Genomic DNA, 21,329 nt, shown 5'->3' with positions numbered 1-21,329 from the left:
GAGAAAATCACCGCCACTCATTTGTAATAGATGGTAGGTGAGATTTTCTGACCGTTCTGGTCGCGCCCTATCGGACGGAAATGAATGAACGATGCTGCGCCGAATTTTGATCGGCTGCTTGATGAGGCCATTGATCTCGTCATTCGCTTGCAAAACGATCCCGGAAATCCGGTCGCACTGGAGATGATACGGGCGTGGCGCGCGCGCGGACCTGACCATGAAAAGATGTGGGCCCGGGTTTCCGATGCCCGGGGGATGACCGGCAAGATTCTCACGGATCGCCAGAGGGCCGAACGTCGCAAGAATTTGGGGCTCACCCGCAGAAACCTGATGATCGGTGGTGCGGTCGGCCTTGGCGCAGCAGTTGCTGGTTCACTTGTCATACCGGACGCCATCATCCTCGCTCGGGCAGATCACATCACGGACAAGAGCGAAATTCGCCGCGTGAACCTTCCCGATGGAAGTGTCGCCACGCTCGGTCCCGACAGCGCCATCGCACTCGGCTACGGGTCGAACCGACGCCAGGTCGGGTTGTTGAAGGGGATGGCATACTTTGAGGTCGAGAAAGATGCTCAGCGGCCCTTTATGGTGCAGGCGGGTGAACTGACCGCGACGGCGCTGGGCACCGCCTTCGACATTTCCAATGACGCCGGCATATTCATGGTGTCTGTCGATCACGGGCTTGTCGAAGCGCGCGCTTCCGGTTCAGCGCTTCCTTTAAGCAGAGGGCTCGGGGCGGGCGACTGGATGGCATTCAATCAGTCTTCGCGAAGCGTAGATCGCGGCAAGCGAGAAGCGGGCCAGATCGCCGCTTGGCGCGACAAACTTATCGTGGCGGAGCGTGAGCCCATCTCCGCTCTCGTTGCCCGGATCGGCCGTTGGGTTCCTGGCCGCATTGTGGTGGCTGATCCTTTCGTCGGTTCGCAGAAAGTTAGCGGACTTTTCGATCTCAATGATCCGCTCCGCGCGCTTGAAGCCGTCGTCCATCCGGTCGGTGGCCATGTTCGCCGCGTCTCGTCGTTTCTGACGGTGATCTCTCCAGTTTAAAAGACATCTAAAGCAGAGAAAAAGTCGAAGCCCCGTTTGTATCAGGAACAGGGCAACACGAATGACATGAAGGCGCGGCCGCCCTCCGATGCGATCGATAGGGGCGGCTTTGTTATGCAGGCGTTGGGGACGTATCCGGTCAGAACTAAAAGGCAGAATGCGTTGATCACGGCGCTGCTGATGACAACAGCCATCAGTTTCGGTGTCGTTGCCTCGGCTCATAGGGTGCTCGCGCAGGCTGCCCCGAAGACGACTGCCTATTCCATTCCTCCAGGTTCGCTGAATGGAGCGCTGATCGCATTCGGCCGCCAAACGGGACTTCAGGTCACGTATCTGGCTTCCATCGCATCCGGCAAAGTATCGCCGGGATTTTCCGGTTCTGCGACGCGCGAGCAGGCGCTGGCGCAAATTCTGAAAGGCTCGGGACTATCCTATAGTTTCCCGAATTCGGGCACCGTTGCAATTTCCGGGCCCGATAGCAGTTCGGTTGGTGCTGCGGCTAACGGCGCGACCCTGCTCGACCCGGTCGATGTATCTGGTGGTGTTTCATCGACCGATGCGCCTTATCAGACGCCGGGGTCGTCGGGACATATCTCTCAGGAGCAAATTCAGCGCCTGCCGCCAACCTCCGTCGGCGACATGTTCCGCAACACGCCAGGTGTGATCTCTGCAGGTAGCCGCAACGGTCAATCACTCGATCTCAATATCCGCGGCCTGCAAGGCATGAACCGCATTGCTACCCTGGTGGACGGTGCGCAACAGACGAGCTCAACCTATCGAGGTTACAAGGGGCATTCCAATCGCACCTTCGTCGATTCGGAGTTCATCGGCGGCATCGATATCGAGAAGGGTCCAAGCGGCGGTCCTTACGGCGCCGGTGCGATGGGCGGCGTGGTCAACATGCGTACGCTCAACGCGAACGATCTTGTCGAAAACGGAAAAACATTCGGAGCGCGGCTGCGTGGCTCGTTCGGAGGCAACACCATTGCTCCTCCGGCAGTAGATACGATGGTGCAGAGATTCGGCGGCAACGAGCTGATGAGCACCGAGAACCGGATGGGCAGCGTGGCGGCGGCGGTTGCAACCGAGCATGTCGACCTTGTTGCAGCGTTTGCCCATCGCAGCAACGGAAACTACTTCGCCGGCAACAACGGCGACAGCATGGTGGCTCTGAAGAATCCAAACGAAGGCCGGGCAACCATGCATCCGATGTCGCGCTATAAGCCGGGCGGCGAGGTGCTCAACACGTCGCAGGACACCAATTCGGCGTTGCTCAAGGGCAAGGTGCGTTTCGGTGACGGGCACTCGGTCGAACTCGGATATGTGAACTACAGAAGCAAGTTCGGCGAGGAGTATCCCGATGCGAACAATCCGTTCAGCAGGTTCGGCTGGATTCAGCAGTTTGGATTGAGCGAAGTCACGGCGTCCACCTACACTGCGAAGTATAACTGGAAACCGACGGACAATCCGCTTGTCGATTTTCACGCCAGTACGTGGATGAGCGATGTCACGGACAAGTGGGTGGCATTCGGCAGTTTGTCGGACGTGGTGACCAAGGGCGGCGAAGTGTGGAACACTTCAGGCTTTGATACCGCTGTTGGTGCGCTGACGTTGAAATATGGCGGGCAGTATTCGACCGAGTCGGTCGATCAGCGCGGGTTGCCCGGCACCATCGGTTTTTCCAATTTCATGGGCACGCGTACGATCGGGAGCGTTTTTCTCCAGAGCGCTCTGGATCTGACATCATGGCTCACGCTGTCAGGCGGATTACGCTACGAAACCTACAAGTCGCAGGACGACAGTGTCGTGAATCCCCTCAAGGGTCTCGAAGACAGCCGGTTGAATCCGCGCGTCGGTGTCACGGTCAAGCCTTGGGATGGGGTTCAGCTGTTCGCCACCTATACGGAAGGTTGGCGGCCGCCGAGCGTGCGCGAGACGCTTCTCAACATGCCCTTCCTTCTGGTCCCGAATCCGCGCCTGCGTCCCGAAACTTCCAAGAACTATGAGTACGGCGTCAATTTCATGCGCGACGGGATATTCCGGAGTGGCGACAAGTTCCGCGCCAAGCTGGCATTCTTTGACAACAATTACGAAGATTACATCATGCGGGAGTACGGCTCTTTAATCGGCCTTCCCACCACGGAGCGTGTATTCGGCAACATCCCGTCAGCTCATTTTGACGGAATTGAACTGTCCGGAGCATATGATGCAGGCGGAGTCTTCATCGAAGGTAACTACAACTATTACACCAACGTGGATTTCTGTAATCCGAAAAGTAATTTCAGAAACGTTCCGTGCGCCAATTTTACCAGCGGCGCGGACTACTTCTCCAATTACATTCCGCCGAAATACGCCGGCGCGCTCACGGTCGGAACGCGCTGGCTGGATCAGAAGCTGGTTGTCGGTGGACGCATGACATTCGCCGGCCCACGTGCAGTGGGGCGGAAAGACCGGTCAAGCAGCACGGTGGATTCCGATTGGAATCCCTACCAGGTGTACGATCTGTTCGCGAGCTACAAGGTTGACGACATGGTGTCGTTCAATCTCAGCATCGAGAACGTTTTCGATCGCTATTATCTTGACGCCATCGCGACCGCGCTCGTTCCGGCGCCGGGGAGAATGATGCGGCTTGGCGCGACTGTGAAGTTTTGATCTGTAGCGCGACATTCCGATCGAGCAATCTTCAAGGCGCACGAGCTAATACCTCGTGGGCGAGCATCCGAACGTTTTGCGGAACATCGCTCCGAACGCGCTTGAACTTTCATAGCCAACTTCGAAGGCGACAGTTGTGACTGAAGCGCCTTCTGCCATGAGCGACATGGCCTCCACCAGTCGCGCCTGCTTGATCCAGGTCGCGATGCTGATGCCTGTTTCCAGCCGAAAGTGACGTGTCAGGGTCCTGCGGCTCATGCCTGTCTTCGCTGCCCAGTCGTCGAGGTCCGCTCGCGTTGACGGATCGCGGAGAATTGCCTCGCACATCCGTCGCAAGGGCCGAGACTGCGGCATCCGTATGTATAGCGGGCTTACAGGCGCTATTCCGATTTCATGCAGGATGAGCTGCATCAGGCAGCCGTCACGCCCGGTGACGTCGTAATCCAGCGGGACTTCGACTGACTCGATGATAAGCGATCGCAGAAGGTCGGACACCTCCATGACGCGGCATGCCTTTGGCAACTGCGGGCTTGCATCGGGCTCGATGTAAAGCGTGCGAAACGAAACCGGGCCGCGACAAACCACCTGGTGTTCAATTCCGCCCGGCACCCAGATCGCGCGGAGCGGAGGCGCAACCCACGTTCCGTCCCTGGTCGCGACACGCGCCACGCCGGATGAGCCGTAGAAAAGTTGCGACCTGCGGTGCGAATGGAGAACGGTCGCATGACCCGCAGGATACTCGTCCGCCATGGCGGCTACGGGACGAGGCACATCCTGATAATCGACCGCTCTTCGGCTTCTCGCCATTGGCCCGATCCATAGATTCTTTGACCCTCTCAAGATAGCAGGCCGCCGCAACCACGCCTAGCCTCCTCGGAATTCAAGCTCTGACCTGAGGCCAGGTGAACGGCATGTACATCCCGGCGCCCTTTCGGAATGCAGATCGCGAGACAGCCTACGCGCTGATCGAGGAAATCAGGCTCGGCTCCATTATCTCCGCTGCGGAAAGTATTGAAGCGAGCCACCTGCCTTTCATGATCGATCGCGAGGAAGGCCAGCTCGGCCGTCTGGTCGGACATTGCGCGCGTGCGAATCCGCAATGGAAAAGTCTCGATGGCGGGCGCGAGGTGCTCGTAACCTTTCTGGGCCCGCATACTTACGTCTCGCCGAGCTGGTATGGCACGCATCCGCGTGCACCGACCTGGCTCTACGTCAGCGTGCACGTTCGCGGAACGTCGAGACTGGTTCTCGATTCCGGTGCCATGCGCGACATGGTCGTTCGCTTGTCGAAGGACATGGACCCGCCGTCATCGGCCTGGACGCCGGAAAGCGTCGCTCCCTACATCGATCAGTTGCTCCCCGGGATTGTCGGCTTTCACGTCGACATCACGGATATCCAGACTCAGCTCAGGCTCGCCCAGCAGAACGGACCTGATGATCGCCGCAGGGTTTATCGCGCTTTGCAGGACGGCAGCCTTTCGCAGCGTCTGGTCAGCCAATTGATGGAACGCTTCTCGTTCCAAGACCGGCGTGCAGCAGGCGCCGAGCAGAACTCACCCGTCGTAAACGCCACCCAAAATGAGGAATGACATGGACGCAAAGACACAGGTCTATCGAGGACTTGATCAGGCAAGTTTGGACGCCCAATACAACATTCGCGCCCAGATTCCCGATCATCCTGAAATTTCGCGCAGGTGGGGGGCGGAGAGCGAGCGAGTACGTCATGCTTTGGCGAGCCGCGCCAAAATCAACGTTCCGTTCGGTTCCCAGCCGCTGCAGAAACTGGATCTTTTCCTGACCGAGAAGCCAGGAGCACCGTTGCTCGTGTTCATTCACGGCGGCTATTGGCGCGCGCAGGACAAATCAGAATTCAGCTACGTAGCCGAGACCTATGTTGCGCACGGCATCAATCTTGCCGTTATCAATTACCGTCTCGCGCCCCATGTGACGATGGATGACATTGTTGCAGACGTCAGGACGGCCATCGCGTTTCTTCACAAGAACAGTGCGAACTACGGCTACGCATCTGACAAGATCTACGTGTCGGGAAGCTCGGCCGGCGGCCATCTGACGGTGATGGCTCTTATGACCGACTGGCGGGAATTTGGATTGCCGACCGACACCGTCAAAGGCGGTTGCGCGCTCAGCGGCCTGTACGATCTTGAGGCCATCAGGCTTTGCTATCTCAACAAGGAAATCGGCCTCGACGAAACGACCGCCGAACGCAACAGTCCGATCCTCCATTTGCCGAAGACATCCGCACCCCTGATCCTGTCGGTGGGCGGCGCGGAATCGGCCGAATTCCACCGGCAGCAGGATGATTTCGCGCACGCATGGCGCGGAGCCGGACTCGACTGCTCCATCGTGAAGCAAAACGGCGGGCATCACTTCGACATGATCGACCGTCTCGCCGACCCATCCAGCGAGCTATGGGCCGCAACGTTGCGGATGGTGCGTACCTAGACGGCGAGTTCATCGCAAGCCTCGGCCGCCGAGGAAAACAAAACAAATCGTAACCCGGAGGAGGATGACATGAAGCTAATCGTCCGTCACATCGCTACAATCGTCACGAGTACAGCCTTCGCATTGGCCGGTTCGTTCCACGCATCGGCGCAAGACAAGACCGTCAAGGTCGGTGTGTTGACCGATCAATCCGGACTTTATCAGGACCTGGGTGGTGCAGGTTCGACGCTCGCCGCCGAGATGGCGGCCGAGGATTCCGGGCTTCGCGCCAAAGGCTGGAAGATTGACGTTGTTTCCGGCGATCATCAGAACAAGCCGGATGTCGGCGTCAATCTCGCGCGAAGCTGGATCGACGTCGACAAGGTCGATGTTATTGCGGATATCAATAATTCGAGCGTTGCACTCGCCGTCAACAATCTTGTGCGGGAGAAAAACGCCATTCATCTGAATTCGGGTGCTGCAAGTACGGACCTGACGAATGCGCAGTGTTCTCCGAACACCGTTCACTGGACCTACGATACCTATATGCTGGCCAACAGTACGGGGCAGGCGCTGGTCAAGGCCGGGAGCGATAGCTGGTTCTTTTTGACCGCAGACTATGCTTTCGGTGCGGCTCTGGAGCGCGATGCTTCGTCCGTCATCAAGAAATCGGGCGGCAAGGTTGCGGGAGGCGTCAAGCATCCGCTCAATACATCCGATTTTTCGTCCTTCCTGCTCCAGGCTCAAGCATCAAAAGCAAAGATCATTGGACTTGCGAACGCGGGCGGTGACACGACCAATGCAATCAAGCAGGCGGCCGAATTCGGGATTACAAAAGGCGGACAGAAACTTGCGGCGATGCTTTTGTTCATCACCGACGTTAAGGCGATCGGGCTGGAGACTGCGCAGGGACTCAATCTTACCGAGACCTTCTATTGGGACTTGAACGACAAGACCCGTGCGTTCTCCAAGCGTTTCGCTGAGCGCATGAAGAACAAGTCTCCCCCGACCATGACACACGCCGGCGTGTACGGCGGACTGATCCATTACTTCAAAACGCTCGAGGCGCTGGGTGCTAACCCGCACGACGGCGTCAAGGTTGTCGCGAAGATGAAGGAGCTCAAGACAAATGATCCGCTGTTCGGTGAAGGAGCGATCGAGCCTAATGGCCGCAAGATTCATCCGGCTTATCTCTTCGAGGTCAAGAAGCCATCGGAATCGAAGGGACCATGGGATCTGTACAAACTCGTCGGTACGACTCCGGCCGATCAGGCCTTCATGCCCCTTTCCAGCAGCACCTGCGCGTTGCTGAAAAAGTAAGCAAAGAAAATTGCAACGGGAGGCTTGATCAGCCATGCTCTTTGCAGGCAGCCTCCCGCCTCAATCCAGACAAGCCAGCTACCGCAGGAAAACATTATGGGCATATCCAACATTCAGGACGTTCTGTTGACCGTCCAGACGTATCTTGACGGCCTGTACGAAGGCGACACCAAAAAAGCTCCGGCAGACTTTCCATGAAGTAAGCCATTTGCACTCGCTTGCGGATGGCAAGGTATCGGACCTGCCGCTGGAAGACTGGTGCAAGTTGGTGGAGGGGCGCGCTTCACCCAAGAGCCAGAATTTCGGCCGCGAGTTGGAGCGTATTGTCCGCGTAGAGGAAAGCGCCCCGAACTGCGCGAATGTCACGCTGACCTGCGCGGTGCCCGGACGGTTTTTTACCGATCATCTCAGCCTGTTGAAAGCGGACGGACGCTGGCAGATCGTCAACAAGGTTTTTCACAGTCGGCCGCTCGAATAGCGCTGGCTGAATGACGAGATATTCTACACATTGAAGATGGCATAGACTGTGATCGAAAACTGGCGCCGCCACTGCAACACGATGCGTCTACACACCTCCGGGATGTCGACCACTGGCAACACCCGAGACGCTCGTCTGGCCAGCACCAAAGGAGATAGTCAGAATACAATCCCTAAACTAACATGCCATTCGGACCACTCGGTGGGGTCGGTCAAGGAATGGAGCTTCAGTGAACAATTTTGTATCGATTGAGAAGGGGCTTGGCCCCGAAGGACGCGTTGCAGTCGTCCGTTTCGACCGTCAAGATGGAGTCAACGCGCTTTCGCGGGACGCCATGCGGCAACTTACGGAGGCCGCGCGCAGTTTCGAAGATGATCACGAAACGTCGGTTGTTGTCCTGACTGGCACGGACACGGCATTTTCTGCTGGGTTCGATTTGAAAGAGGGCAGAGAACGAGATCCCGCCACGGACATCGGCGCATGGCGGAGACAACTCAAGTCGGGTCCGCGTCTTGCGCGCGCGTGGCAGGAAATGGAACAAATCACGATTTGTGCGATAGAAGGGTTTTGTATCGGCGGCGGCGTCGCTCTTGCAGTGGCACTCGATTTCCGCGTGATGGCTCGCGGCGCTCACATGCGCGTTCCCGAAGTCGCACTCGGCATGAGCATGAGCTGGCAAAGCATCCCGCGAATGCTGCATCTGATTGGACCGGCTCGAACCAAGCAGGCCGTCATTCTCGCGAACGATCGCATTTCTGCCGATCAAGCGTTTGAATGGGGGTTAGTAGAAAAGGTGGTTGAGGCTGACGCCTTCGCGGCCGCAATGGAACTTGCAACAAAAATTGCCGAGCAACCGCCGCTTTCGGTCATGATGACCAAGCTGACCGTGAACCGTCTCGCTCATGCCTTGGATGATCTTGCCAGTCATATGGATGCAGATCAGTTCGCGCTCACGAACATGACTGCAGACCATAAAGAGGGTGTCGATGCATTCTTTGAGCGGCGCAAGCCCCGCTTTAAAGGCCGGTAAATCTTCCTGGTGCTGATGGTGTCCGCGCCATCAGCAAGGTCTTCAGGTAGGCTTCTGCGCAATTCGATAGATCGGTAAACGCGCCGGCGTGTCTGTGCGCCGCTCGGCCGGCGCATCATAGAGACGAGTTGCTGCAGCCTTGCTCCGCCGCTAGTTCCTCGGCATTGGGGTCGCCCGGTGCCGTTGCCCAAGCCAGTTCGACAAGCGTCACGATCCGTCGGCCAGCCCCGTCAAGCTGGCAAACGATGAGGCCCTGCTCCTCGATGTAGGTCAGCAGACGCCGTGCACGGCGCAACGAGTGCGAGCCATAGGCGCGGGCAATCGCCGCATCGTTCGGGCAGGGCCAACCCTCCTTCGCGGCGCGGGCGATCATCATGAAGACACCCTGCATATCCTCAGGCAGAATGGAGGCGCGGACGGAGACATCCTGCCACGCGTCGTCCTCCGCCATATCGGAGCCGAGCCCTGCGCGGGCGTGCGTCAGCATGCGGCGGAAGTCAGTCAGGTCCGGCACGGCCAAACCGAGGCCCGCTATTCGGCAGCGGACCACGAATTCCTGATAGAGGACGCCGATGGCACGGAATCCTGCGTCCGGTTCCGCAAGCACGGCGCGCAAAATACTGTCCACGCGCTCTCGCCGTTCCGCCAGTTCTTCAGCGCTGAGTGGCTGCTCCACCGCTTCGGGACGAATCTCCAGCGCCGCGGACTTCGCCGCCATGAGCTGACCGAGGAGGTCTGGCGAGGACGGGCGACGCTGGGGCCGGATATTCTCAGGCGGCGGAGCTGCCAGAATAATGGCGCGCGCGTCTTCCAGCGTCGCTTCCGGCAGCGGCATGAGTCGCGGAGTCGCATTGCGCGGCTGGGTATCCGTTGGACCGATGCGCAGTCCCAAGGGGCGGCGGGAGAGGGCCGGGCCCAGCGCCATGAATTGCCCGCGCTCCAGATCCCGGAAGGCGTCTGCCTGTCGCCGCTCCATGCCCAGAAGGTCGGCGGCGCGCGCCATGTCGATATCCAGGAAGGTTCGGCCCATGAGGAAATTGGAAGCCTCGGCAGCGACGTTCTTGGCGAGCTTCGCCAGTCGCTGGGTTGCGATGATGCCTGCAAGCCCGCGTTTGCGGCCACGGCACATCAGGTTCGTCATGGCGCCGAGAGAGAGTTTGCGCGCCTCGTCCGAAACCTCCCCGGCGACTGCGGGCGCGAAGAGCTGCGCCTCATCCACCACCACCAGCATCGGGTACCAGTGGTCGCGCGCGACCTCGAAAAGCCCGCCGAGAAAGGCGGCGGCGCGCCGCATCTGATTCTCTGCGTCGAGCCCCTCGAGATTGAGCACCGTGGAGACGCGATGGATGCGCGCTCGTTCGCCGGCGGCCTGCAGGCCACGCTCGGTATGGTCCTCGGCATCGATCACGAGGTGGCCGAAACGGTCGGTCAGCGTCACGAAGTCGCCTTCGGGGTCGATGATGGTCTGCTGCACCCAAGGGGCAGTCTGTTCCAGCAGCCGGCGCAGCAGATGGGATTTTCCGGAGCCCGAATTTCCCTGCACCAGCAGGCGAGTCGCCAGCAGTTCCTCAAGGTCGAGAGTCGCCGGGGCGCCTGCCGTTGTGTGTCCCATCTCGATTGCAACGGTCATGTCTCGACTCAAAGTCTCCCTGCGGAGAGGGGCTTACCAACCTGATCGCTGCCCGTCGAGCGCCGAGAGCGCAGCGCCGGTGGGAACGCTGGTCGTGGGGCTTCTTTGACGCGCGATGACTTCCTTGTAGACTGCGCTCAGCGTCTGACCGGTGCAGGTGTGCATCTCGACGTGTTGTTTCGTTGCTCGGAATAGGGGAATCATCATGACGGCATCGATTGTCGGTTGGGCGCATACGCCATTTGGGAAAATGGACGCGGAAACTATCGAAAGCCTGATTGTTCGCGTTTCGACCGATGCGTTGGTCGATGCGGGCATCGCGCCTGGTGACGTCGATGAAATCATACTCGGGCATTTCAACGCGGGATTCTCGCCGCAGGATTTTACCGCTGCACTGGTGCTGCAGGCGGACCCCGCGTTACGATTCAAGCCCGCCACACGTGTCGAAAATGCTTGCGCGACCGGATCGGCGGCGGTTCATCAGGCCATCAAGACAATTCAGGCGGGCGCTGCCCGTGTTGTTCTGGTGGTTGGCGTTGAGCAGATGAGCCGAACGCCAGGTCTCGAGGTCGGCCGCAATCTGCTGCGAGCGTCGTACCTGCCCGAAGACGGTGAGATCGCTGGAGGATTTGCGGGCGTATTTGGCAAGATCGCCGAGCAGTACTTCCAGCGTTATGGCGATCAGTCCGATGCGTTGGCGATGATCGCCGCGAAAAACCACAAGAACGGCGTAGCCAATCCATATGCCCAGATGCGCAAGGATCTCGGTTTCGAATACTGCCGTTCGGAAGGCGAGAAGAACCCATTCGTGGCCGGACCGCTGAAGCGCACGGACTGTTCGCTGGTGTCCGATGGCGCGGCGGCGCTGGTGATGACTGATGCAGAGACTGCAAAGACAATGCGCAAGGCGGTGTCCTTCAAGGCAACAGCGCATGCACAGGATTTTCTGCCGATGTCGAAGCGTAACATCATTGATTTCGAAGGCTGCTCTGTGGTCTGGGCGCGCGCATTGCAGTCCGCTGGTGTCGGACTGTCGGATCTATCCTTCGTGGAAACCCACGACTGTTTCACAATCGCCGAACTGATCGAGTACGAAGCAATGGGGTTGACGCCGAAGGGGCAGGGTGCGCGCGCGATCAAGGAAGGCTGGACGCAAATTGGCGGCAAGCTGCCGATCAATCCGTCCGGTGGACTGAAGGCAAAGGGGCACCCGATCGGTGCAACCGGGGTGTCCATGCACGTGATGAGCGCGATGCAGCTCACCGGCCAGGCACCTGAGGGGATGCAGCTGAAGAATCCTCAGCTTGCGGGCATTTTTAATATGGGCGGCGCGGCGGTCGCGAACTACGTCTCGATTCTTGAGCCCGCGCGCTAGATGGGCTCGTTGCACGGCAGGTCCTGAGGGGTTTCAGCTCGCGGTTGGAATCCTATGGGCCTAAGCGTCGCGACTGTCAGTTCAGGGGTGTCGCGGGAACGCTGTGGGTCATCCCAACCGAAAATTGTCGGACAATAAATAGGGTGCTTCTGTAGTTCCTGCGACTTTTGCGCCTTGACAGGGAGGCTGAGGGCGGATTTAGATATTATTGTACGACAATAATATCAAGGATGCCTTTCGCATGCGCAGCGAACGCGCGGACGATTTGCAGATGAGCGTCCTGAAATCGACCGCAAATCGGGAACTCCTGGCAGCGTCGGACGCTGCTCCAAGCGATTGGGGGGCGCTGGCGCGCTATCTCTCCGCGCAGGGGATGAGCTTCGATCCGACAGAATCGGCGCACCAATTCGCCGGTGGTCTCGCAAATCGCAATTACCTGCTCACGATCAACGGTCAGCCGACGGTTTTTCGTCGTCCGCCCGATGGCGAACTTCCTCCGGGTGCCCACGACATGGCCCGTGAGCATCGCATTCTATCGTGCCTGTCTCATGCGTTGTCGTTTGTTCCGAAAAGTCTGCACTACTGCGGTGACAAAGGCGTCATCGGTGTACCGTTCCAGTTGATCGAATATCGGCCTGGCCTTGTTGTGCGCGGAGCCGATATGTCGCTGCTCCAGTCCTGCGCGAACGCTTCTGCGATTTTAAGCGAAACCCTCGTGTCGACCCTGGCCGCGTTGCACGCTGTCGATGCGCGAGCCGTTGGTCTGGATGGTTTGGGTCGCCCTCAAGGATTCGTGGCTCGCGCGATTGCCGGGTGGTCGAAAAGGGGAGCGCTCGTCGTCGGTGATACCGGCGCGCGCAAGCTTGTCGATGACATCTCGGGCTGGCTCGCTCGGCAACGCTTTCGCGAGCGGCCACCGACGATCCTTCACTGTGACTTCAAGCTCGATAATTTGATCCTCGATCCGGCGACGCTTGCACCGGTCGCGCTGGTTGACTGGGACATGGGCACACGGGGGGACCCGCTGTTCGATCTCGCAACGCTTCTGAGCTACTGGGTTGAGCCCGACGATCCCGCCGCCCTGTTGCAACTCAAGCAGATGCCCACGTCGCTGCCGGGGTTCTGGCGCCGTGATGACGTGGCGAAGCGCTATGCCGCGCTGACGGGTATCGATCTCGACGGCCTTCCCGCGATGCGCGTTCTTGCTCTCTTCAAGCTGGGCGTCGTTTTCCTGCAATTGCACCGGCAATTTCTGAATGGCGCTGTCAATGACGCGCGGTATGCAGACTTCGCTCATGTTGGTGAAGCACTGTTGCTCCTTGCCAAAGACATCGCTTCTGGATCGACGAAAGGAATCTGATGAATCCGCGAGACCTTGATATGAATTTCTCCGTTCCGGCGCAGGTGTTGGAACTCGCGTCCCGCGTGAAGGAATTCGTCCGCGATATTGTCGTTCCTTACGAGAAGGATGAGCGCTGGACGTCGCACGGTCCGACGGACGACCTGCGCCGCGAACTGAATGATCTTGCACGCAAGGCGGGCGTATTCGCACCGCATGTTTCAAAGGAGTATGGCGGCCAAGACCTGTCGCACCTCGGCCAGGTCGCGGTTTTTTCAGCTGCGGGATACTCCATGCTGGGACCGGTCGCTCTGCATTGTGCGGCCCCGGACGAAGGCAATATGCACTTGCTTGATGTCGTCGCGCGTCCTGACCAGCGCGAACGCTACCTGAAGCCGCTCGCCAGCGGGGCTGGCCGCTCATGCTTCTGCATGACGGAGCCTTCGCCGGGGGCGGGCTCTGATCCAAGTCAACTCCTTACGACAGCGCGACTCGACGGCAATACATGGGTGATCGATGGGGAGAAATGGTTGATTACGGGAGCCGAGGGAGCGGCATTTGCCATCATCATGGCCAAGGTGGTCGGTGGGGAAGCCGATGGCCGGGCAACCATGTTCCTCGCCGACATGTCCGACGATGCAATCAAGATCGAGCGGACGCTCGATACCATCGATTCAAGTTTCACGGGCGGGCACGCCGTGGTTCGGTTTGACCAACTGCGTGTTCCGTCAGACGCTATCCTTGGAGAAATCGGCGAAGGGTACAAGTACGCGCAGATTCGTCTTGCGCCCGCACGGCTGACCCACTGCATGCGCTGGTTGGGCTCTGCGATCAGAGCGCAGGAAATCGCTACCGAGTTTGCGCGTCGCCGGACGGCATTCGGAAAAGTCCTCGGTGAACACGAAGGAGTATCCTTCATGCTCGCCGACAATGCCATGGACATCCATACCTCGCAGTTGACGATCTGGCATACCGCCTGGTTGCTCGATAAGGGCGAGAAGGCCTCGGCAGAAAGCTCGATGGCCAAGGTCATTTGCTCGGAGGCGATCGCCCGCGTCGCAGACCGCTCGCTTCAAATCCTCGGCGGCCTCGGCACAACGCGGGACACGATCATCGAGCGATTTTATCGCGATGTGCGTGCCTTTCGGATCTATGACGGTCCGTCGGAAGTGCATCGATGGGCGATCGGGCGCCGGCTTGTGCGAGGCCATACGAAATAGTCGGAGATAAGTGAGCGCAAAAAGGGTGCGACACAGCGACCGATGCCCAAAATTGAGAGGCGGGGAGAAAGCGATGCGTGATGTATGGGCGCCCGAAAGGCATTCGGAGCAAAGCTACGACGCGATGTGTGCCGCCTTCCGATGGGATATACCCGAGACCTTCAATTTCGGTGCTGACGTTATCGACCGTTGGGCGCGTGAGAGAAATGGTCCAGCGCTGATCTGGGAGAACGAAGCGGGCGAAGAGCGAACGTACAGCTATTCAGACCTCTCGCTGCTGTCGAACAGGCTCGCCAACGTATTGCGTTCCCGCGGCGTGACCAAGGGCGATCGCGTCATCGTCATGCTGCCGCGGTTGCCAGAATGGTTCATCTCCATGATCGCGGTGATGAAGATCGGCGCGGTTCCCATTCCCAGCATCGAGATGCTGACGGCGCGCGACGTCGAATATCGGGTCAAGAACGCCGAAGTTAAGGCTGCGATTTGCAGGCCCGAGCATGCAGGGAAGTTTGATGGGGTAGAAACAAGTATTCCGGTGCGGCTCGCAACAGGTCGAGCGCAGGGTTGGCTCAATTGGCATGAGGAATGCGCGTGTGCGCCGGAGACGATCGACGCGCCGATCGTCAACGCGGAAGATCCCGCGATCATGTATTACACATCGGGATCGACCGGCCATCCGAAAGCCGTCGTTCACGCGTCGAGGGCGATTTACGCGTGGCGCGTTTCTGCCGTCTATTGGCTGGATCTGCGCCCTCAGGAGATTATCTGGTGTACGGCTGATACCGGATGGGCAAAGGCCGGCACCAGCATTCTGTTCGGGCCGTTGAGCTGCGGTGCCTGTTCTTTTTTCTATGACGGCCCGTTCGTACCCAAGGAGCGTCTCCGCCTTTTGCGTAAGCACAACATCACGGTGTATTGCGCGCCTGGCACGGAGTTGTCGCGCGTCGTCGATGAGGTCGGAGGCCGCGACATCGGCTCTTTGCGCCGCGTGGTGACCGCGGGTGAGGCCATGAACCCGGTGATCGCCTCGCGGTGGGAAGACGCGACAGGTATTCGCATTGATGAAGCATACGGACAAACCGAGGCACTGATGGTCGCGTTGAACTACACGACCGAGCCTGTGCGCTATGGGTCCATGGGCCGGCCTTCACCAGGATCTGACCTCGATGTCATTGATGCGCAAGGGCAGCGTCTGCCGCCCGGCAGCGAAGGCGATTTGGCGCTCCTGCTTCCAAATCCGCAATTGATGCTGGAATACTGGAAGGATCCGGAGAAAACCGAAGCATGTATTCTCAACGGCAGCGATGGGCATCGCTGGTATCTGACCGGTGATCGTGCGGAAAGGGATGCTGAGGGGTATTTTTGGTATCGTGGCCGTTCCGACGACATGATCAATTCGGCCGGTTACCGGATCGGTCCACTCGAGGTCGAGAATGCGTTGTTCGAGCACCAGGCGGTCCGGGTTTGCGCCGTGGTGGGCAGCCCGGATGTCGAGCGAGGCGAGATCGTCAAGGCGTTCGTGGTGCTACGTGACGGCGTGGTGCCGTCACCAGAACTGACGCGCGAACTTCAGGACCACGTCAAGTCCGTGACGGCTCCTTACAAGTATCCACGTGCGATCGAGTATCTTTCCGAGCTTCCGGTGACGATTACAGGAAAGATCCGGCGGCGTGACTTGCGGGATCGCGAACTGGCCCGCGCGCAGGACAGCGCGGGCACTTGATACCTGCTTGAGGTCGCGATGGCGATCAGGCGAGCGTCAAACCGCCGTCGACAATGATGGTCTGCCCAATGATATAGGAGGCAAGGGGTGAGGCGAGGAACAGCGCCGCGCCCGCAATGTCCTCGGGACGACCCAAGCGTTTCAGTGGCACTTTCTGTTCGACGCCTTCGCGCCGCTTCGGATTTGCGGTCGTCACCTTGGTCAGTTTTGTATCGACAAGGCCTGGTGCTATTCCGTTGACCCTGATGTTGTCCTCCGCCCATGCTTCGCCGAGTGTGCGGGTCAGGCCGTATGCGCCGGTCTTGGACGCGTTGTAAGCGGGATTTCCTTTCGTCGAGCGAAAGGCGGCCATTGAGCTGATGATGATCAGCGATCCGCTGCTGGCCTTCAGCATGTCGTGAAATTTCAGGCTGCACGCCATCAGGCTGTTGAGATTGACGTCGATGATTTTCTGAAATCCGCCCATCTCGAACTCGCGGCGCCCATATAGAACGGTGCCTTGGGAAAGGACCAGGATATCGAGCCGATCAAAGGGCGGTTTGAGCTGTTCAATGGCTCCGAAATCGGAGACGTCGATCTGCGAGTAGTTCAGACCGCCCAGATTGGAACCTTCTTCGGTATCGTAGTCAGCTGCATGCGGCCTGGTGCCCCAGACATGCACATTTGCGCCCCTCTCCCTGAATGATTGCGCAACTGCATTTCCGATTCCGCTCGATCCTCCGACGACGAGCGCGGTCTTTCCGGTGTAGTCCAATTCGTTCATCGTCTTCTCCTAGAAGAGCAGGGTCGGGATCGTTTCATATCCGCGATGATCAATTTTCCACGCGAAGAGGGCGCGGGACATTGAGTCTCGCGCCCCTGCCGACATGATTTACTTCACGAGAGGGCATTTGCCATCCGCCATCGGCCGATAAGCTTCATCGCCGGGAATCCGGGCCAAAATCTTGAACACATCCCACGGCTCTTTCGACTCTGCCGGGGCCTTCACCTGCAAAAGATACATGTCTCGCACCAGCCGCCCGTCCTGTCGGATCTTGTAGTTGTCGCTGAAGAAATCATTGACGGGCAGTTCTTTCATTTTTTTGGTGACGGTCACGCCTTCATCGGTGCCGGCCGCCTGGATCGCTTTGAGATAGTGCCCCACGGCGCTGTAGACGCCGGCCTGTGCTGAAGTCGGCGCACGGCCGCCATGCAGTTTCATGAACCGACGGGACCATGTGCGGGTACGCTCATCTGCATCCCAATAAAACGCGTCGGTGATGATCAGGCCCTTGGCTTGCTCGAGCCCGACCGCCTTGACGTCGCTGATAAACATCAGAAGGCCTGCAAGCTTTTGGCCACTCGCGGTCAAGCCGAATTCATTGGCTTGCTTGATCGCGTTCACCGTGTCGCCGCCGGCGTTCGCAAGACCGATCACCTTGGCCTTGGACTGCTGAGCTTGAAGCAGGAACGAGGAAAAGTCCGAGGTGTTGAGTGGATGTCGAACGTTGCTGACGACGGTTCCTCCCGCTTTTTGAACGAACGCCATGGCGTCGCGCTCCTGCGAATGGCTTCCGGCGTTGTCGCCGGTGAGAAAGAACCAACTGTCGCCACCCTGCTTGACGACGGCACGTGCCGTACCATTCGCCATTGCGTAACTGTCGTAGGTCCAGTGGACCGTCGTAGGAGCGCACTGTGTTCCGGTAAATTCCACATAGGCTGGACCGGACAGCAGCAGAACCTTGTTCTTTTCCTTTGTAACGCTCAACACAGCAAGTGCGGTCGCCGAGTGAGGGACGTCGACGATGACATCGACCTTCTCGTTATCGATCCAGCGTCGCGCAATGGCGTTGCCAATGTCGGGCTTGTTTTGATGATCGCCAGCGATGACCTCAACCGGCACGCCCAGCACTTTCCCGCCGAAGTCTTCGACGGCCATTTTGGCCGCCAGCGTAGATCCCGGCCCGCTGATGTCGGCATAGAGGCCGGATTGATCGTTCAGGACGCCGATTTTCACGACACCGTCGGAAACTTGCGCAAGCGCCGGTGTGGTGAGGCACAATGCGGCGGCGAAGCCGAGCTTTCTAAAAACTGTCATTTACTCCTCCCAATTTATTGTCGGACAATAATGTCTTTGGAAGAGCGTTTGTCAAACCAAAAAGTCTGGAAAATCGCGCAGCTTTACTCTATAGCTGTATCTTCATACGGGAGTTGTCGGACAAAATGTCCCTTTTAGATGTTGAAATTGTTCCCGTTTCAAACGAGCCGGCCTACCGATCCGTGGTGCGGCGCATCGAAACAAAAATCATGTCAGGGGAGTGGGCTGTCGGCGATCGCGTGCCCGCAGAGACCACCCTGGCGCAGGATCTTGGGGTTCACCGGTCAACCATCCGGGAAGCCATTCGTGTCCTTGAGCAGAACGGATTGGTTCGGCGGCACGACGGCGGAAAGCTTTTATTCGTTACGGCGCCCCGCGAAGCCGATATTTCATCGAAGATAACCGCGGCCATTGTGCTGCAGGAAGTTACCTTTTTCGAATTGTGGGAAAGCATGCGCTGTATCGAGCCCGCGCTTGTCGAAGGCGCAGCGTCGCGCATCTCGGAAGATACCCTCGACGCTCTGCAGGAGAACGTTGAGAAGACGCGCGTGGCCTACGCAGACAAGAAGAGCCTGGTTCAGCTCGATATCGAATTTCACCAGTTGATTGCGACAGCATCTGGCAACCGGGCGCTTCAACTTTGTCGTCAGCCGATTAGCCAACTCTTCTACCCGGCATTTCTGAACGTATTTTCCCGGTTGAACGCGGGAGAGCGTCTCGTTTTTGCCCACGAGAAGATCTTGCAGGCGCTCCGAAGCCGCGACGCGGCAGTTGCGCGCGAATGGATGGATAAGCACGTCGTTGATTTTCGTCGTGGTTATGAGCTCGCAAGTCTGGATATCGATGCACCGGTCGGTTGGCCGGGCAAGATCGACGCTGCCTGAAGCGACCTGGGAAAGAGACCACTGCCGATGCGATTCTTCGACTATATCGATCAGGATCGCATTGTATTCGAGGCGGCCGCTGCCGAAGCGGTCATCGCCGAGGTCGAGCGAAGAAGGGCGAAGCGGGTCTTCGTCGTTTCAACGCGCAGTCTCACAAGATCCACCCAGGTCCAGGACATCATTTCGATGCTGGGTGCTGTGTGCGTTGGTCATTCCGATTTGATCGAAGCCCATGTGCCGCTGCCATTGGTGGCCAAACTGGCGCAAATCATCGGATCGGCAAGGCCTGATCTTGTTGTCGTCATTGGCGGTGGAAGCGCCATTGATTCAGTCAAGATCGCGACCCTTGCCCTGACGCATGGTCTCTCCGGTGAAGGCGAGCTCCTGCGCCATACAGCGGCGCAAATTGGAAGCTCCGACAAATTGCCGCCGTACCGGACCATTGCAATTCCCACCACGTTGTCCGGGGCGGAGTTCGGCGTCATTGGCGGCGGCGTCGATCCGGAAAGCGGAATCAAGCACATGTTCCGCGCTCAATATTTTTGCGCAGCCACCGTGATTTACGATCCGCATCTCGCAACCCTCACGCCGCCATGGTTGTGGCTATCGACGGGCATGCGCGCCGTTGATCATGCGGTAGAAGGGTTTCTTTCGCCCGATGCAAATCCCTTTAGCGATGGGACCGCGCTGCATGGCCTGCGGCAACTTGCGCTTGGCTTGCCGAACTCAAAACTGAACCCGGATGACTGGCGCGCTCGCTCCGAGGGCCAGATGGGTGTCTGGCTCGCTGCAGCGGGGCTTGGCCGGGTGCGCTACGGCGCGTCTCACGGCATCGGTCATCAATTGGGAGCGTTGGCAGGCGTGCCGCATGGCTACACCTCCTGTGTCTTGTTGCCCGCTGTGTTGGCGTACAACTTCGCCGTTGTGGGAAACAGGTATGCCGAGATTTCCAGCGCGCTCGGCGGGGCTGGTGAGAGTGCCGTGGCGGTTGTTGCCAAGCTCGTCGCAAGGCTTGATCTGCCGCGGAATCTCCATGATCTCAAACTCGAAAGATCATTGCTTCCGAAGATTGCACAGAGTTCGCTCGCCAATCCGTTTGTTCAAGCCAATCCGCGTACCATCGCCACAGTCGAAGAGGCCATGCAAATTCTTGAAATGGCATGGGATGGAAAGTACGAAGCTTAAAGTGCTTTGGTTAGGAGCGAGGGGGCGGTATCAGTCGCGCGGCGAAGGTAAGCCGTCCGTTTCGCCGATAACCTTTCACTTCCCTCGACCAGCGCGTCTCAGGCGTCCCTCAGCCTTCTGCTTCCCTGAGCCCGCCATAGGTGCTCCACGACGTTCCCGCGAGCCAGCCGCAATCAACCGGGAGGTTTATCCCGGTGATAGCCGACGCCGCGTCCGATGCGAGAAACGCGACCGCCCGCCCAATCTCCTCAGGATCAACCAGCCGCCGCAGCGCCGCGTTGACCGTCAGCGACGACACATCGCGCTCGCCGCGATCAATCGCGTTCTTCAGCGCCGGGGTCAGCGTGTAGCCTGGCGACACCGCATTGACGCGGATACCGGATGGCCCCCACTCCGCGGCGAGGCATTCAGTGATAGCAATCACCGCAGCCTTGGCCGGCGCATAGGCATGCAGCGGCATCGAACGCATCCCGGCGACCGATGCAATGTTGACGATGTTGCCCCGCCGCCGTTCAATCATTCGACGCGCAAATGCCGTGCAGGCAACATAGGTACCACGCTGGTCCACGCGCACGACGTCATCCCATACGGACATTTTCATGTCATGCGGCCGCACCGGCACCTGGATGATTCCGGCGCTGTTGACGAGCACATCGACGGCACCGCAATCGCGCTCGATTTGCGCAGCGCATGTCTCAACTGCGGTCTCGTCGCCGACATCGATACTGTGAGCCTGGCCACCAATGGCATCCGCAACAGACCGCGCCCGTTCCAGATCGCGATCCGCGACAATCACGAGATCACCGGACAATGCGAGCTGCCGCGCGCATGCGGCGCCGATGCCGCTGGCGCCGCCGGTCACCACACTGACGCGGCGCTTGGAATCAACACTCATAACGGATGCTCCCTGAGTTTCTTATTGAGCGA

General features: G+C 58.8%; 18 protein-coding genes and 1 pseudogene. 14 read left to right on the top strand and 5 right to left on the bottom strand.

Annotation, left to right across the window (positions count from 1 at the left end):
* The first annotated feature begins 84 nt into the window (after nt 1-84).
* From HNQ36_RS19055 to HNQ36_RS19050, 3 genes and pseudogenes are all read left to right on the top strand, one after another.
* On the top strand, nt 85-1,047 hold the full coding sequence (locus HNQ36_RS19055; protein WP_184087605.1) for a FecR family protein: 963 nt from the start codon (nt 85-87) through the stop codon (nt 1,045-1,047).
* A 66-nt stretch (nt 1,048-1,113) separates the two neighbouring features.
* Nucleotides 1,114-1,503, top strand: a pseudogene (locus HNQ36_RS26680) (STN domain-containing protein); the annotation flags it as partial.
* A 6-nt stretch (nt 1,504-1,509) separates the two neighbouring features.
* Nucleotides 1,510-3,699: a TonB-dependent receptor domain-containing protein gene (locus HNQ36_RS19050; RefSeq protein ID WP_430641386.1), complete on the top strand. Its 2,190-nt coding sequence runs from the start codon at nt 1,510-1,512 to the stop codon at nt 3,697-3,699.
* 45 nt (nt 3,700-3,744) lie between these two features.
* On the opposite strand, the gene HNQ36_RS19045 is transcribed toward HNQ36_RS19050, so the two are convergent.
* Entirely contained in the window at nt 3,745-4,506 is a 762-nt protein-coding gene (locus HNQ36_RS19045; RefSeq protein WP_184087601.1) for an AraC family transcriptional regulator, read from the bottom strand.
* A 104-nt stretch (nt 4,507-4,610) separates the two neighbouring features.
* Between HNQ36_RS19045 and HNQ36_RS19040 the strand changes: the two genes are divergently transcribed.
* The 5 genes from HNQ36_RS19040 to HNQ36_RS19020 all read left to right on the top strand — a co-directional run bounded on the left by HNQ36_RS19040 (nt 4,611) and on the right by HNQ36_RS19020 (nt 8,969).
* Complete coding sequence (locus HNQ36_RS19040; RefSeq protein WP_184087599.1) at nt 4,611-5,288, top strand: FMN-binding negative transcriptional regulator; 678 nt, start codon at nt 4,611-4,613, stop codon at nt 5,286-5,288.
* Between the two features lies 1 nt (nt 5,289).
* The gene (locus HNQ36_RS19035; protein WP_184087597.1) at nt 5,290-6,162 is read left to right on the top strand and encodes an alpha/beta hydrolase; all 873 of its coding nucleotides are present in this window, start codon (nt 5,290-5,292) and stop codon (nt 6,160-6,162) included.
* A gap of 69 nt (nt 6,163-6,231) precedes the next feature.
* Nucleotides 6,232-7,461 (top strand): ABC transporter substrate-binding protein, encoded by a 1,230-nt coding sequence (locus HNQ36_RS19030; RefSeq protein ID WP_184087594.1) that lies wholly within the window; start codon nt 6,232-6,234, stop codon nt 7,459-7,461.
* A 145-nt stretch (nt 7,462-7,606) separates the two neighbouring features.
* A complete protein-coding gene (locus HNQ36_RS19025; protein ID WP_184087592.1) occupies nt 7,607-7,939 on the top strand; it encodes a nuclear transport factor 2 family protein in 333 nt (110 codons plus the stop codon).
* Between the two features lie 229 nt (nt 7,940-8,168).
* Complete coding sequence (locus HNQ36_RS19020) at nt 8,169-8,969, top strand: enoyl-CoA hydratase-related protein (protein ID WP_184087590.1); 801 nt, start codon at nt 8,169-8,171, stop codon at nt 8,967-8,969.
* A 115-nt stretch (nt 8,970-9,084) separates the two neighbouring features.
* Here HNQ36_RS19020 and HNQ36_RS19015 read toward each other — a convergent pair whose 3' ends face one another.
* Complete coding sequence (locus HNQ36_RS19015; RefSeq protein ID WP_184087588.1) at nt 9,085-10,599, bottom strand: helicase HerA domain-containing protein; 1,515 nt, start codon at nt 10,597-10,599, stop codon at nt 9,085-9,087.
* A gap of 205 nt (nt 10,600-10,804) precedes the next feature.
* Between HNQ36_RS19015 and HNQ36_RS19010 the strand changes: the two genes are divergently transcribed.
* The 4 genes from HNQ36_RS19010 to HNQ36_RS18995 all read left to right on the top strand — a co-directional run bounded on the left by HNQ36_RS19010 (nt 10,805) and on the right by HNQ36_RS18995 (nt 16,256).
* Nucleotides 10,805-11,974: an acetyl-CoA acetyltransferase gene (locus tag HNQ36_RS19010; protein ID WP_184087586.1), complete on the top strand. Its 1,170-nt coding sequence runs from the start codon at nt 10,805-10,807 to the stop codon at nt 11,972-11,974.
* A gap of 241 nt (nt 11,975-12,215) precedes the next feature.
* Entirely contained in the window at nt 12,216-13,334 is a 1,119-nt protein-coding gene (locus tag HNQ36_RS19005; protein WP_184087584.1) for a phosphotransferase family protein, read from the top strand.
* A 20-nt stretch (nt 13,335-13,354) separates the two neighbouring features.
* Nucleotides 13,355-14,533, top strand: a complete 1,179-nt coding sequence (locus tag HNQ36_RS19000; protein WP_184087582.1) for an acyl-CoA dehydrogenase family protein — start codon at nt 13,355-13,357, stop codon at nt 14,531-14,533.
* 73 nt (nt 14,534-14,606) lie between these two features.
* Entirely contained in the window at nt 14,607-16,256 is a 1,650-nt protein-coding gene (locus HNQ36_RS18995; protein WP_184087580.1) for an acetate--CoA ligase, read from the top strand.
* A 25-nt stretch (nt 16,257-16,281) separates the two neighbouring features.
* Here HNQ36_RS18995 and HNQ36_RS18990 read toward each other — a convergent pair whose 3' ends face one another.
* Nucleotides 16,282-17,019: an SDR family NAD(P)-dependent oxidoreductase gene (locus HNQ36_RS18990; RefSeq protein ID WP_184087578.1), complete on the bottom strand. Its 738-nt coding sequence runs from the start codon at nt 17,017-17,019 to the stop codon at nt 16,282-16,284.
* A 108-nt stretch (nt 17,020-17,127) separates the two neighbouring features.
* On the bottom strand, nt 17,128-18,333 hold the full coding sequence (locus HNQ36_RS18985; protein ID WP_184087576.1) for an ABC transporter substrate-binding protein: 1,206 nt from the start codon (nt 18,331-18,333) through the stop codon (nt 17,128-17,130).
* A 125-nt stretch (nt 18,334-18,458) separates the two neighbouring features.
* On the opposite strand from HNQ36_RS18985, the gene HNQ36_RS18980 reads away from it, so the two are divergent.
* Both HNQ36_RS18980 and HNQ36_RS18975 read left to right on the top strand, forming a co-directional pair.
* On the top strand, nt 18,459-19,217 hold the full coding sequence (locus HNQ36_RS18980) for a FadR/GntR family transcriptional regulator (protein WP_184087574.1): 759 nt from the start codon (nt 18,459-18,461) through the stop codon (nt 19,215-19,217).
* Between the two features lie 27 nt (nt 19,218-19,244).
* Entirely contained in the window at nt 19,245-20,402 is a 1,158-nt protein-coding gene (locus tag HNQ36_RS18975; RefSeq protein ID WP_184087572.1) for an iron-containing alcohol dehydrogenase, read from the top strand.
* A gap of 109 nt (nt 20,403-20,511) precedes the next feature.
* On the opposite strand, the gene HNQ36_RS18970 is transcribed toward HNQ36_RS18975, so the two are convergent.
* Nucleotides 20,512-21,297 carry an SDR family NAD(P)-dependent oxidoreductase gene (locus HNQ36_RS18970; protein WP_184087570.1) on the bottom strand — a complete coding sequence of 262 codons (786 nt, stop codon included), beginning with the start codon at nt 21,295-21,297 and terminating at the stop codon, nt 20,512-20,514.
* Between the last annotated feature and the right edge of the window lie 32 nt (nt 21,298-21,329).

Source organism: Afipia massiliensis (assembly GCF_014203115.1).
In the GTDB taxonomy this organism is placed as follows: domain Bacteria; phylum Pseudomonadota; class Alphaproteobacteria; order Rhizobiales; family Xanthobacteraceae; genus Afipia; species Afipia massiliensis.
Note: the sequence above shows the minus strand (reverse complement) of the source record. Positions and strands in the feature narration are given on the sequence as shown.